This is a genomic window from Cupriavidus sp. MP-37, assembly GCF_020618415.1.
Taxonomy (GTDB): domain Bacteria; phylum Pseudomonadota; class Gammaproteobacteria; order Burkholderiales; family Burkholderiaceae; genus Cupriavidus.
Window position 1 is genome coordinate 391,441 of record NZ_CP085344.1, and the last position, 14,215, is coordinate 405,655.

Genomic DNA, 14,215 nt, shown 5'->3' on the forward strand with positions numbered 1-14,215 from the left:
CGAACCGGGGCGGCGCGGCAGGTGAGCCACCACTTCCGGGCTCGCCGTTGCAGCAAGCCATCCGCTGCCGTTTATCTTTTCCGCAATGACCATGACCGATCGCCTCACGCCGATGCCCGATGCGCCTGTCCGCCCGACGCGGACCGGCCGCGCGCACGCGTCCGCGGTCGCCATGGCCCCCAGCCTGCCCCAGCGCGCCAAGCGCGCGATGTCTCCCCGCCGGATCAGCGCACCGCCTGATTCCGCCCGGTTCCCAGCCTGATTCGTCTCCCATAGCGGGGCCCGGGCCGAACCGGGCCCGAGCCAGCGTTTCCGTTGTTGCCGGCGATTGCCGCAACGCTTTCGCCGATCCGTTGATGCCCGCGCCGCTGCGCGGCAAGCCATCGCAAGACCTGACCGCCGCCGCCCGCCATGCTGGCCGGCCGCGCCCACCCACGATTGCCGGAGGACCCGCCATGACGGCCACCAAGACCCAGACCGCCACCCTGTACCTGACCGAACTCGACGTGACCCGCCTGGAGCGCATCGCCAGCCGCGCCGGCTCCGCGCAGCTCGAGGACATGCTCGACAGCCTGCTGGCGCGCGCCACCATCGTCGCGCCCGAAGAGATCCCGACCGACGTGGTGACCATGAACACCCGCGTGGTGTGCACGCTGCCGGGCGAGCAGGCGCCGCGCAACTGGACCCTGGTGTATCCCGACGCCGCCGACTTCGACGCGGGCCGGCTCTCGGTGCTGTCGCCGGTGGGCCAGGCGCTGCTGGGCGCGCGCGCCGGCCAGACCGTCAGCTACCGCCTGCCCGATGGCCGCGAACAGCAAGTGACGGTCGCCGAGATCGCATTCCAGCCCGAAGCCAGCGGCCAGTACACCCTTTGAGCGGCTGCGGGCGCGCCCTCGCGGGTGCGGCCGCCGCCACGCGCACCCGCCAGTGGCGGCGTGTCTCCGGCGATCCGTGGACACCATTCATCGGCAAGCGAGTCGTTTCACGACTCGCAACGCACCATTCGTCGCAGCGATATTTCTGCTGGCGCGGGCTGTGACTAATCTTCAGTCCGTGCTCGCATCGCAACATAGATTGCAGAGCGGCCGGAGTCTCATCCCGGACCTACAAGAAAGAACGACGAAATCAGTTGAAGGAGTCCCAAATGATCGCCAGACGTATCCTTGGCGGCGCGCTCGCGTTCGCGGCAGTGGCCGCGTCCGCTACGGCGATGGCTGCCCCCGCTGCCAGCAAGGTTGGCAAGTTTGATGTGTATGCCGACGCGCTGCGGGTCGGCAAGTATGATGTGTATACGGACGGCGCCAAGCAAGGCAAGTTCGACACCTACACCGACGGCGCCCGCACCGGCCGCTTCGATCCGTACTCGGAAGGCGCGCGCCGCGACGGCAAGTTCGACACCTTCAGCGAAGGGACGCACAGCTTCAGCGGCGAGATCTCGCAGCGCGGCAAGTTCGACACCTTCAGCGAAGGCACGCACACCTTCACCGGTGACGTGGCCGAGCGCGCGCTCGACAACTCGCGCACCGGCGACGGCTCGCTGTACGGCTATCGCGTCTGATACCCGGTCTGCTTCCAGACCCGACGCGGCCACTGCGGTGGCCGCAAGTTTTCTCTCCCGCCTGCCCGGCCGACCTCCTCCTCCTTCTCTCTTCGCCTGGCAGGCGTTTTTCTATTCCGCAGACACTGCCGCCTCAGGTTCCGCGGCGGGCTGCGCACGCGGCAGACGGCGCGCGATGGCCGCGTACAGCAGCGGCACCGCCAGCGTGCCCAGCACGGTCGCGCCCAGCATGCCGCCCAGCACGCCGGTGCCGACCGCCTGCTGCGCGCCCGCGCCCGGGCCGGTGCTGATGGCCAGCGGCACCACGCCCAGCACGAACGCCAGCGAGGTCATCACCACCGGCCGCAGCCGCTGGCGCGCCGCGCGCGTGGCGGCTTCGACCGCGTCCATGGCGCCCGCGGCGCCGCGCCGCAGCTGCTCGGCGTATTCGACGATCAGGATGGCGTTCTTGGCCGCCAGCCCCATGATCACCACCACGCCGACCTTGAAGTAGACGTCGTTGGGCATGCCGCGCAGCCAGATCGCGGCGGCCGCGCCCATCAGGCCGGTCGGCACGATCGCGATCACCGCCAGCGGCAAGGTCCAGCTTTCATACAGCGCCACCAGGCACAGGAAGATAAACAGCAGCGACAGCGCGAACAGCCACGGCGCCTGCGTGCCGGTCTGCTGCTGCTCGTAGGCGCGCCCGGTCCAGCGCACGTCGAATTCGGGGCCCAGCCCGCGCACCAGTTCCGTCAGCCGCGTCATCGCCGCGCCGGTGGTGTAGCCCGGCGCCACTTCGGCATTGATGCGCACCGAGCTGAAGCCGTCGAAGCGCTCCAGCGTGACTTCGCCTTGCCCCCATTCCAGCGAGGCGAACGCAGCCAGCGACACCATCGCGCCCTGGGCGTTGCGCACATGCACGCGCGCGAGCTGGTCCGGCTGCATGCGGAACGGGGCGTCGGCCTGCAGGATCACGCGCCGCACCCGGCCTTCGCGCGCCACTTCGTCGATATAGCGCGAGCCCAGCGTCGCCGACAGCGTGTGGTGCACGGCTTCGGCGTCGACGCCGAAGGCCTCGGCCTTGCGATAGTCGATCTTCAGGTCCAGCGCCGGCACCGGCTGGCCGGTGGTGGCGCGCACCTCGCCCAGCACCGGGTCTTGCCTGGCCCGCTCGATCAGCTTGTCGCGCGCGGCGAAGAGTGCCTCGCGCCCCACTGGCTGGCGCGCCACCAGGCGCATGTCCAGGCCGCCGATGCTGCCCAGTTCCGGCAGCGCCGAGCTGTTGTAGGCGAACAGTTGCGCGGCGCCGCGGCCGGGCCAGCTTTCCAGGCCGGCCGAGAGCCGCTCCAGCACCGCCTGTGCGGTGTGCTCCCGCCCGCGGGCCTTCCAGTCGGACAGGCCGATAAACAGGCTGGCACGCTGCTCGCCGCTGCCGCCGCTGGACCAGCCCAGCACGGCAAAGCTCGAGCGCACCGGGTAGTGCTGGTCGCGCATCCACTGTTCCAGACCGGCGACGAGGCGGCGCGTGTCGGCCTGCGTGCTGCCTGCGGGCAGCTCGACATCGACCACGATCTCGCCGGTATCCTCTTCCGGCAGGAAGCCGCTCGGCATCTTCCACAGCGCATAGCCGCACGCCAGCGTCAGCGCCAGGTACACCGCCAGCCAGCGCAGCCGGCGGCGCTGCAGCGCCTGGACCCAGCCGGCATAGCGGCCGGTGAACGCGGCGAAGCGCGCATCGAACCACGCCAGCGGCCCGCGTGCCGGCGCCGCGCTGTGGCGCAGCAGGCTGGCGCACATTGCCGGCGCCAGCGTCAGCGCGAAGAACAGCGAGAATGCGATCGATACCGCCAGCGTCACGGCGAAATGCCGGTAGATCACGCCCACCGCGCTGCCGAAGAACGCCATCGGCACGAACACCGCGCACAGCACCAGCGTCACCGCGACCAGCGCGCCGGAGACCTCGCGCATCGAGCGCGCCGCGGCCTGCATCGCACCGACGCCGTCGGTGCGCATGATGCGCTCGACGTTTTCCACCACGACGATGGCATCGTCGACCAGGATGCCGATCGCCAGCACCACGCCGAACAGCGTGATCACGTTCAGCGATAGGCCGAGCGCGTACAGGCACGCGACCGTGCCCAGCAGCGACACCGGCACCACGATGCAGGGGATCAGCGTGGCGCGCAGGTTGCCGAGGAACAGGTACAGGATCAGGAACACCAGCACGGTGGCCTCGACCAGCGTCAGCACCACGCGCGAGATCGACGCCTGCACGAAGGTGGCGCCGTCATACGAGATCTCGTAGCGCACGTCGCCCGGGAAACCCTGGCTGGCGGCGTCCAGCGCGGCGCGCACGGTGCGCGAGGTCTGCAGCACGTTGGCGCCGTCGGCCAGCTTCAGGCCGATCGAGGCAGCGTTGCGCGTGTTCAGCGTAGAGCCATAGCGGTAGTCGCTGGCGGCCAGCTCCACCCGCGCCACGTCGCGCAGCAGCACCGCCGAGCCGTCGGTGGCGGCGCGCACCACGATGCGCCCGAACGCCTGCGCATCGCTCATCGGCGCGGGCGGACGCACGATCGCCTGGAACGGCTGCCCCGGCACCGCCGGCGCGCCGCCCAGCTGGCCCGGCGTGACGTTGCCGTTGCGCGCGCGGATGGCGGCCTCGACCTCGGCCGTGGTCAGGTTGAAGGCGTGCAGCTTGTCGGGGTCGAACCAGATCCGCAGGGCGTACTCGGCGCCATAGGGCTCGGCCTTGCCGATGCCGGGCAGGCGGCGCAGCAGCGGCAGCACCGAGCCCGCGGCGAAGTCGCCCAGCGCGGTTTCATCGAGCTGGCCGCTGTCCGAGACCAGCGACACATACATGAAGGCGCTGCTGCTGGCCTGGTCGACATAGACCCCGCCGCGGCGCACCGCTTCGGGCAGCAGCGGCTCGGCCTGGGCCACGCGGTTGCGCACGTTGACCTGCGCCAGCTGCGGGTCGGTGCCCTGGCGGAAGCCCAGCGTCACCGTGGCGGTGCCGCCCTCGCTGCTGGAATCGAGGTAGAGCAGGCCGGGAATGCCGTGCATCTGCTGCTCCAGCACCGCGGTGACGCGATCTTCCACCGTGCGCGCGGACGCGCCCGGGTAATCGGCATAGATGATCACCGTCGGCGGCGCCACCGCCGGATACTGGGCGATGGGGATGCGGTTCAGGGCCAGCAGGCCCGCCACCACGGTCAGGATGGCCAGCACCCAGGCGAACGCCGGGCGCTTCAGGAAAAACGACGCCATGTCAGGTCAGGGCTGGCACGGGCGCACGGCAAGTGAAGATCGGCCGTGGCTCCGGTGCGGTTGGAACGGAACGGCTTGGATGCGGAGACGCCGCAAACGACTGCGGCAAGTGGCGCGCGTACCGGCGGTACGGGGGTCCGGCGGGAATGGACCCGGCGCTGCGGCGGGAAGGATCGGGTAAGGATCAACGCCGGCGACCGGCCGTCATACTGCGGCCTTGCCGGCGATTATAGACAGGGAAGCGTAGCCCGGACAACGCAAACATCACATTGTCGGCCCCCCACGGAGGTCGGGGGAGGGCCGGGGACTACAGGTCGCGCGCGGCGAAGGCGTCGCACTTGCGGATGTCGCCGGACTCGATGCCGCGGCGCAGCCAGCGCACGCGCTGCTCGCTGGAGCCGTGGGTAAAGGCTTCCGGGACGACATAGCCTTGCGACTGACGCTGCAGCCGGTCGTCGCCGATCGCCGCGGCGGCCTTCAGGCCTTCCTCGATATCGCCAGGCTCCAGCAATTGCTGGTTGGCGCGCTGCGCGGTGGCGGCCCAGACCCCGGCGAGGCAGTCGGCCTGCAACTCCATGCGCACCGACAACTGGTTGGCCTGGGCCTCCCCCATGCGCCGGCGCGCGCTGTCGACCTTGTCCGAGACGCCGAGCAGGTTCTGCACATGGTGGCCGATCTCGTGCGCGATCACATAGGCCTGGGCGAAGTCACCGCCGGCGCCGAAGCGCTGGCGCAATTCGTCATAGAAGGCCAGGTCGATATAGACCTTCTGGTCGCCGGGGCAGTAGAACGGGCCCATCGCCGACTGGCCGGTGCCGCATGCCGTCGGCGTGGCGCCGGAGAACAGCACCAGCGTCGGTGGCGCATAGCGGCGGTTGAGCTGGGTTTCGAAGATGTGTTGCCAGGTGCGCTCGGTATTGCCCAGCACCTTGCGCGTGAACACGGTCATCTGGTCCGTCGCCGGCGGCCGGTTGACCTGCTGCTGTTGCTGCTGCGGGCCGGATCCCTGCAGCACCGACGCGCCCTGCATGATCAGCATCGGATCGATGCCGAAGAAGTACGACGCCGCCAGCGCGATGATCACCGTGCCGATGCCGATCGACTTGCCGCCAAGACCGCCGAATCCGCCGCGACGGTCTTCAACGTGCTGGCTTTCGGCTTCGTCATCTAGGCGCATGGGGGCTCCGCTGCTTGGGAAAGAGGGTGAGGAAAGTGGAATTCAGTATAGCAATCCGCGCTTCGGTGCTCGTTGCGGCGTCGCGCCGTGCCGGCGGATGCGCGCGCCACGCCAAAAAAAACACCGCCCACTCACCCTGGAGACGGGCAATGCGGGCGGTGTGCGGCAAAGCGAAGAACCGGGTTTGCACCCGGTTCCGTCATGGCCTGGAGGTTCCGGAGCGGGAACGCGCGAGCGCGCGCTCAGGCCAGCGCGGCCTCGCGTGCGGCAGGCGCGGCGGCCACCACGCTGGCGCTGACTTCGGCCACGCGCAGCAGGTTGGTGGTGCCGCCCTGGCCGAACGGCATGCCGGCGGCGATGGTGATCTGGTCACCCGGCGCGGCGTAGCCTTCGGCGACGGCGGCGCGCGTGGCGGCTTCGACCATTTCATCGACGCTCTGCACGTCCGGGCTCACGGTGGAGTGGATGCCCCACGCGATCGCCAGCCGGCGCGCGATCTCCAGGTTGGGCGTGATGCTGACGATCGGCGCGCACGGCCGTTCGCGCGCGGCACGCAGCGCGGTCGAGCCGGACGAGGTATAGGTCACCGTCGCGGCCGCGCCGATGATGTGCGTGACTTCGCGCAGCGCGGCGCAAATGGCATCCTGGCGCGTGTTCAGCGGGGTCTCGTGCTGGGCGTCGAGCAGGTTGCGGTACAGCGGGTCGCGCTCGACCTCGGTGACGATGCGGTTCATCATCGACACCGCCTGCACCGGGTAGCGGCCGTTGGCCGACTCGGCCGACAGCATTACCGCATCGGCGCCTTCATAGATCGCGCTGGCCACGTCCGAGGCTTCGGCGCGGGTCGGCACCGGCGAGTCGATCATCGATTCCAGCATCTGCGTGGCGATCACCACCGGCTTGCCCAGCTGGCGGCACACGCGCAGGATGCGCTTCTGCACGCCCGGCACGCGCTCGGGCGGCAGTTCCACGCCGAGGTCGCCGCGCGCCACCATCACCGAATCGGACACCCGCACGATCTCTTCCAGCTGCTGCAGCGCGGCCGGCTTCTCGATCTTCGACAGGATGCCGGCACGGGTGCCGACGATCTCGCGCGCCTCGACGATGTCGGACGGGCGCTGCACGAACGACAGGCCGATCCAGTCGGCGCCCAGCGACAGCGCGAAGTCCAGGTCCTTGCGGTCCTTCTCGGTCAGCGCGGGGATGGGGATCACCGCGTCGGGCACATTCACGCCCTTGCGGTCGGACAGCGTACCGTTATTGGCCACGCGCGTGGTGATGGTGCCGGTGGTGACCGACTCGATCGCCAGGCGCACCTTGCCGTCGTCGATCAGCAGCGACTGTCCCGGCTGCGCGGCCTGGAACAGCTCCGGGTGGGGCAGGTAGACGCGGGTGCCGTCGCCCGGGGTCGGGTCGCTGTCGAGCACGAACACATCGCCGGTGCGCACCGCAACCTTGCCGGCGGCGAAGGTGCCGATGCGCAGCTTGGGGCCCTGCAGGTCGGCCAGCACGGCGATGGGGCGGCCGGTCTCGGCCTCGACCTGGCGCACCGCGTCGTAGCGCGCGCGGTGGTCGTCGTGCGTGCCGTGGCTGAAGTTCAGCCGGAACACGTCCGCGCCGGCCTCGAACAGCGCGCGGATCACCGCGATGTCGGTGCTGGCGGGGCCGAGCGTGGCCACGATCTTCGCTTTGCGCTGGCGTCTCATGATGTCTCCTCTTCCATTCTCGGTAGCGGCGCGTCGGCGCCGCGAGTCAATTGGTACTGCTGTGCTTAACTGCTCGTCATTCCCGCGCATACCCGAAGGGCACGTGGGCGGGAATCCAGCGTCTTTCACGTCCCCCTGGGGAAAAAGTCACTGGGTCCCCGCGTGCGCGGGGACGACGCTTGGGTCAGGTAATCAAAATCGCGCGGAAATCGTTCACGTTGGTGCGGGTCGGGCCGGTGACGATCAGGTCTTCCAGGCCGGCGAAGAAACCGTAGCCGTCGTTGTTCTCCAGGTGCGCGCGCGCATTCAGCCCGCGCGCGCCGGCACGGGTCAGGGTGTCGGGCGACAGCATGGCGCCGGCGTTGTCTTCCGAGCCGTCGATGCCGTCGGTGTCGCCGGCGATGGCGTGCACGCCGGGCAGGCCGTCGAGCGCCACCGCCAGCGCCAGCAGGAACTCGGCATTGCGTCCGCCGCGGCCCTTGCCGCGCACGGTCACGGTGGTCTCGCCGCCGGACAGGATCACGCAGGGCTTGCCGAAGGGCTGGCCGCGCTGCGCCACCTGGCGCGCAATGGCGGCATGCACTTCGGCGACTTCGCGGGCTTCGCCCTCGATGCAGTCGGACAGGATATGGGCCTCGAAGCCCAGTTCGCGCGCACGCGCCGCGGCGGCTTCCAGCGCCTGCTGCGCGGTGGCCAGCGTCACGCTGCGGTGGCCGTTGAAGCGGGCATCGCCGGGCTTGGGGGTTTCGCCGGCACCGCTTTCCAGATGCGCGCGCACGTTGGCGGGCACGTCGATGCCGTACTTGGCGATCACCGCCAGCGCATCGGCGCAGGTGGTTGCGTCGGGCAGCGTCGGGCCGCTGGCGATCAGGGTCGGGTCATCGCCGGGAATATCGGAAATCAGCAGCGTTTCCACGCGCGCCGGCGCGCAGTGCAGCGCCAGGCGCCCGCCCTTGAGGGCGGACAGGTGCTTGCGCACGCAGTTCATCTCGCCGATGCTGGCGCCGCTCCTGAGCAGCGCCTTGTTCACGGCTTGCTTGTCGGCCAGCGTCAGTCCCGGCGCCGGCGCGGCCAGCAGCGCGGAGCCGCCGCCGGAGATCAGGCACAGCACCAGGTCGTCGGCAGTCAGTCCCTGCACCAGTTCCACCATGCGCTGCGCGGCGCGGGCGCCGGCTTCGTCGGGGACGGGGTGGGCGGCTTCGACCACTTCGATGCGCTGGCAGTCGGCGCCGTGGCCGTAGCGCGTCACCACCAGGCCCGACAGCTCGCCTTGCCAGTTCGCTTCCACCGCCTGCGCCATCGCCGCGGCGGCCTTGCCGGCGCCGATCACCACGGTGCGGCCCTTCGGCGGCGCGGGCAGGTGCGGCGGCAGGCAGTGGCTGGCGCTGACGGAGGCGACCGCGGTATCGAACAGGTCGCGCAGCAGCGCGCGCGGTTCCGCGTTGGCTGCGGTGCGCTGGGGCGACAGCAGGGCGGCTTGGGGTTCGGTGACGAGCATGAAGAATCCTGGGTGCTGACGGGTACGCTGGGTACAAAGCGGTACTGCAAAGCGTGTCGTCCCCGCAGGGCGGGGACGACGGGTTGCTGCTTACTTGGCGTTGGCGATCTGGTGGTTCGACATGATCTCGATCGCGCGGCACAGGGCCGAGTGGTCCTGCTTGCCGAGGCCGTTGGCCGAGCAGGTATTGAACAGCTCCTGCGCGGTGGCGGTGTTGGGCAGCGCCACGCCCAGCGCCTTGGCGCCCTGCAGCGCCAGGTTCAGGTCCTTCTGGTGCAGCTCGATGCGGAAGCCCGGATCGAAGGTGCGCTTGACCATGCGCTCGCCGTGCACTTCCAGGATGCGCGACGCGGCGAAGCCGCCCATCAGCGCCTCGCGCACCTTGGCCGGATCGGCGCCGGCCTTGGAGGCGAACAGCAGCGCTTCGGACACGGCCTGGATGTTCAGCGCGACGATGATCTGGTTGGCCACCTTGGTGGTCTGGCCGTCGCCGTTGCCGCCGACCAGCGTGATGTTCTTGCCCATCAGCTCGAACAGCGGCTTGACCTGGTCGAAGGCCTCCTGCGGGCCGCCGACCATGATCGTCAGCGACGCGGCCTTGGCGCCCACTTCACCGCCCGACACCGGCGCGTCCAGGTACGAAGCGCCCAGCTTGTTGATGCGCGCGGCGAAGTCCTTGGTGGCGATCGGCGAGATCGAGCTCATGTCCACCACGATCTTGCTGTAGCTGGCTTCCTTGCCGGCAGCCTTGAACGCGGCGGCGACGCCCTTCTCGCTGAACAGCACCGCTTCCACGTGCGGCGTGTCCGGCACCATGATGATGATGATGTCGGCACGCTTGGCGACTTCCTCGGCGCTGGTGCAGACGGTCACGCCTGCATCGACCAGCGCCTGCGGGGCCGGGTTGACGTCATGCACGAACAGGGTGTGGCCGGCGGCGCGCAGGTGGCCCGCCATCGGTGCGCCCATGATGCCCAGGCCGATGAAGCCGACGTTGCGAGTGGATGCCATGTGATGTCTCCTCAAAATAAAAAGCGAAAACGAAGCCAGCGGTGTTGGGTGCTCCCAAGCTGCCCGAACTGGCCTCAGCAAGGTGTTCTCCCTCTCCCCTCATGGGGACAGGGTCGGGGTGAGGGGTGGGCTAGCCAGGTGCCACATCAAGCGGGGCCTGCGGTTTTTTCCAGCACAACGCCCGTTGAAGCACCAGCCCTCACCCCCGCCCCTCTCCCGCAAGCGGGAGAGGGGAGCAAACAAGCGGGAATTGAATAGCGGCGGTAGTTACTGCACCCCGTGCGCGGCGCGCCAGCCCAGCCCGGCTTCGGTCGTCGTCTTCGGCTTGTACTCGCAGCCGATCCAGCCGGTGTAGCCGATCTCGTCCAGGAACTTGAACAGGTACTGGTAGTTCAGCTCGCCCGTGCCCGGCTCGTTGCGGCCCGGGTTGTCGGCCAGCTGGATATGCTTGATCTTCGGCAGGTTGGCCTTGATGGTGTTGGCGATCTCGCCTTCCATCCGCTGCATGTGATAGATGTCGTACTGCACGTACAGGTTGGGCGCGTTGACCTGGGTGATCAGGTCCAGCGCCTGCTGCGTGCGCGACAGGAAGAAACCGGGGATGTCGAAGGTGTTGATCGGCTCGACCAGCAGGTCGATATGCTCGGCGGCCAGCGCGCCGGCGGCGAAGCGCAGGTTTTCCACCAGCGTTTCCTGCGCCTGCTCGCGCTTGACGTTCTGCGGCAGGATGCCGACCAGGCAGTTCAGCTGGCGCACGCCCAGCACCTTGGCGTACTTGATGGCTTCGCCGACGCCGTCCTGGAACTCGCCGACGCGGTCCGGGTGGCAGGCAATGCCGCGCTCGCCCGCATCCCACTTGCCGGCGGGCAGGTTGTGCAGCACCAGGTCGAGCTGGAAGCGGTTCAGGCGGTCAGCGATCTGGTCCGCGTGGAACGCATAGGGAAACAGGAATTCCACGCCGCGGAAACCCGCGCGCGCGGCGGCTTCGAAGCGGTCGAGAAAACCCGCTTCGTTGAACAGCATGGTGAGATTGGCCGCAAGTTTCGTCATTTGTCATCTCCTGTGACTTGGTTGTTATTCGTCGTTCCCGCGCAGGCGGGAACCCAGTGGCTTTTGGAAAGACGCTGGATCCCCGCTTGCGCGGGGACGGCGGATGGTCCTGCAGGGGCGGGAAGCGTCTTACGCCGTTTCCACTTCTTCCTTCAGGATCGCTTCCTCGATGTCCTCGAGGTCTTCGATCGGCTCGAACTCGTTGATGTTGTCGATCTCGGTGCCCATCGCGATATTGGTCACGCGCTCCAGGATCACCTCGACCACCACCGGCACCGAGAACTCGGCCATCAGGTCACGCGCTTCGGCGAAGGCCGGGGCGATGTCTTCCGGCTTGAACACGCGGATCGCCTTGCAGCCCAGGCCCTCGACCACCTTGACGTGGTCCACGCCATAGCCGTTCAGCTCGGGCGCGTTGACGTTGTCGAACGCGAGCTGCACGCAGTAGTCCATCTCGAAGTTGCGCTGCGCCTGGCGGATCAGGCCGAGGTAGGAGTTGTTCACCACCACGTGGATGTACGGCACCTTGAACTGCGCGGCCACGGCCAGCTCTTCGATCATGAACTGGAAGTCGTAGTCGCCCGAGATCGCCACCACATCCGAATCCGGCGAGGCGGTCTTCACCCCGATCGCGGCCGGGATGGTCCAGCCCAGCGGGCCGGCCTGGCCGCAGTTGATCCAGTGGCGCGGCTGGTTGACCGACAGGAACTGGGCCGCGGCGATCTGCGACAGGCCGATGGTGCTGACGTAGCGCACGTCGCGCGGGAAGTACTGGTTCATCTCGCGGTACACGCGCTGCGGCTTGACCGGGACGTTGTCGAAGTCGCTCTTGCGCTGCATGGTGCGGCGGCGCTTCTGCACGTCGGCGACCCAGCTCTTGCGGCACGGCAGGCGGCCGGCCATCTTCATTTCGCGCGCGACTTCGACGAACAGCTCCAGCGCGGCCTTGGCGTCGGAGACGATGCCAAGGTCCGGGCCGAACACGCGGCCGATCTGGGTGGGCTCGATATCGACGTGCACGAACTTGCGGCCCTTGGTGTAGACGTCGACGCTGCCGGTGTGGCGGTTGGCCCAGCGGTTGCCGATGCCCATCACGAAGTCCGAGGCCAGCAGCGTGGCGTTGCCGTAGCGGTGCGAGGTCTGCAGCCCGACCATGCCGGCTTGCAGCGGGTGGTCGTCGGCCAGCACGCCCCAGCCCATCAGGGTCGGCACCACCGGCACGTTGACCAGCTCGGCGAACTCGACCAGCAGTTCCGACGCATCGGCGTTGATCACGCCGCCGCCGCACACGATCAGCGGGCGCTCGGCCGCGTTCAGCATGGCGATGGCCTTCTCGATCTGGGCGCGCGAGGCGGCCGGCTTGTACGGCTGCAGCGACTGGTAGGTGTCGGGATCGAATTCGATCTCGGCGACCTGCACGTCGAACGGCAGGTCGATCAGCACCGGACCCGGGCGGCCCGAGCGCATGATGTGGAAGGCCTGCTGGAACACCTGCGGCACCAGCGCCGGCTCGCGCACGGTCACGGCCCACTTGGTCACGGGCTTGGCGATCGATTCGATGTCGACGGCCTGGAAGTCTTCCTTGTACAGGCGCGCGCGCGGGGCCTGGCCGGTGATGCAGAGGATGGGGATCGAATCCGCCCAGGCCGAGTACAGGCCGGTGATCATGTCGGTGCCGGCGGGGCCCGAGGTGCCGACGCAGACGCCGATATTGCCCGGCTCGGCACGGGTGTAGCCTTCGGCCATGTGCGAGGCGCCCTCGACGTGGCGGGCCAGCACGTGGTTGATGTTGCCCGACTTGCGCATTGCCGAGTAGAACGGGTTGATCGCCGCGCCCGGCACGCCGAACGCGGTGGTCACGCCTTCCTTCTCCAGCACGGCGATTGCCGCGTCGATTGCTCTCATCTTTGCCATGATCCTGTCTCCGGTAATGGTGGGAATTTCGTTGGAGTTGATCCTATTCCCGCAGGCCGGTTGGGATAAACAGAAGAGCGATCAGTTGATTCGATACCTGTAGTACGCAATATGGGCTGCAAAGCCACGTCGGCTGGTCGGCGCAGGCGCGCCGATGCATGCCATTGGATATGTGGTGTGACGGTACGGACACGCCGCGCAGCACCGGGTACGCCAGCCCGCCGGCGTGCCGCCGCGGCGCGCTGCGGCAAAATGGCGGCATTTCCTGCCATCCGGGCCGACCATGTATTCCAGGCTGCCGTCCACCTACGAACTGCTGGAAGCGCTTGCCGCCGCGTCGTCTACATCTACGCCCGCGCCCGCGCGCGCGCCGGAGAGCCGGCTCGGGCGCGCGCTGTGGCTCGGCTTTGTCGCGGCGCTGGCCGCGACGATTCTGTGCGGCGCCGGCCTGGCCGCCTGGCGCCTGGGGCTGAAGCAGGCCGTGCCGCTCTGGTCGCTGCGCGGCTTCGAGGCCCTGCTGGCGCTGGCGGCCGCGTGCTATGTCGGCGCGGGACTGGCCCGTGCCGGCACGGTGCTGGCGCGGCTGCGCCATCCGCTGCGCTGGCAGGCCGCCGAGCTGGACCGCGACAGCGCCGCCGAAGACGCGCTGCTGCGCCGGCTGGCGCGGATTCCGCCGCAGCAGCTGCAGGCGCGCCAGCGGCGCGTGGCGCTGCAGCTGCGGCTGTGGGAGGGCGCGGCGCGCACGCTGGCGGTGCTGCTGGCGCTGGCGCCGGCCGCCGCGGTGATGGCCGCGCTGCCGCGCCAGCAGGCAGTGGCCGGCACGCTGCTGTGGCTTTACGGCGTGATGGTGGTGCTCGGCGCCGCCTGCTACCTGTACCTGCATTGGCAATGCAGCCGGCCGCTGCGGCGCTTGGCCCATGTGCTGGGCGAGGCGGCCGAACTGAACGCGCAGCTCGGCAAGCGCACGGCGGGCGCGGGCTGACGCCGCTCACGCAACGGGTGCCGCCCAGTGCCCGTGGCGGGCCCCGGCAGCAGCCCTTATGCGGTGGCTT

At 69.1% G+C, this 14,215-nt stretch carries 10 protein-coding genes; 3 read left to right on the top strand and 7 right to left on the bottom strand.

The features are described from left to right. The first annotated feature begins 455 nt into the window (after window positions 1-455). Together rnk and LIN44_RS01815 are read left to right on the top strand one after the other, a co-directional pair. Complete coding sequence (gene rnk, locus LIN44_RS01810) at window positions 456-875, top strand: nucleoside diphosphate kinase regulator (RefSeq protein WP_227313301.1); 420 nt, start codon at window positions 456-458, stop codon at window positions 873-875. Window positions 876-1,144: 269 nt separating this feature from the next. Then, on the top strand, window positions 1,145-1,558 hold the full coding sequence (locus LIN44_RS01815) for a hypothetical protein (RefSeq protein ID WP_227313302.1): 414 nt from the start codon (window positions 1,145-1,147) through the stop codon (window positions 1,556-1,558). Window positions 1,559-1,669: 111 nt separating this feature from the next. On the opposite strand, the gene LIN44_RS01820 is transcribed toward LIN44_RS01815, so the two are convergent. From LIN44_RS01820 to gcl, 7 genes are all read right to left on the bottom strand, one after another. Next, entirely contained in the window at window positions 1,670-4,807 is a 3,138-nt protein-coding gene (locus LIN44_RS01820; RefSeq protein ID WP_227313303.1) for a multidrug efflux RND transporter permease subunit, read from the bottom strand. A gap of 307 nt (window positions 4,808-5,114) precedes the next feature. Continuing rightward, complete coding sequence (locus LIN44_RS01825) at window positions 5,115-5,984, bottom strand: neutral zinc metallopeptidase (RefSeq protein WP_227313304.1); 870 nt, start codon at window positions 5,982-5,984, stop codon at window positions 5,115-5,117. 242 nt (window positions 5,985-6,226) lie between these two features. After that, window positions 6,227-7,690 carry a pyruvate kinase gene (gene pyk / locus LIN44_RS01830; protein ID WP_227313305.1) on the bottom strand — a complete coding sequence of 488 codons (1,464 nt, stop codon included), beginning with the start codon at window positions 7,688-7,690 and terminating at the stop codon, window positions 6,227-6,229. Between the two features lie 184 nt (window positions 7,691-7,874). Then, on the bottom strand, window positions 7,875-9,188 hold the full coding sequence (locus LIN44_RS01835) for a glycerate kinase (protein WP_227313306.1): 1,314 nt from the start codon (window positions 9,186-9,188) through the stop codon (window positions 7,875-7,877). A 90-nt stretch (window positions 9,189-9,278) separates the two neighbouring features. Beyond that, window positions 9,279-10,199: a 2-hydroxy-3-oxopropionate reductase gene (gene glxR / locus LIN44_RS01840; protein WP_227313307.1), complete on the bottom strand. Its 921-nt coding sequence runs from the start codon at window positions 10,197-10,199 to the stop codon at window positions 9,279-9,281. Window positions 10,200-10,466: 267 nt separating this feature from the next. Next, window positions 10,467-11,249 carry a hydroxypyruvate isomerase gene (gene hyi, locus LIN44_RS01845; protein WP_115678893.1) on the bottom strand — a complete coding sequence of 261 codons (783 nt, stop codon included), beginning with the start codon at window positions 11,247-11,249 and terminating at the stop codon, window positions 10,467-10,469. A gap of 129 nt (window positions 11,250-11,378) precedes the next feature. Then, entirely contained in the window at window positions 11,379-13,163 is a 1,785-nt protein-coding gene (gene gcl, locus LIN44_RS01850; RefSeq protein ID WP_018006165.1) for a glyoxylate carboligase, read from the bottom strand. A gap of 283 nt (window positions 13,164-13,446) precedes the next feature. Here gcl and LIN44_RS01855 point away from each other — a divergent pair, with 283 nt between their 5' ends. After that, window positions 13,447-14,145 (top strand): hypothetical protein, encoded by a 699-nt coding sequence (locus LIN44_RS01855; RefSeq protein WP_227313308.1) that lies wholly within the window; start codon window positions 13,447-13,449, stop codon window positions 14,143-14,145. The last annotated feature ends 70 nt before the right edge of the window (window positions 14,146-14,215 follow it).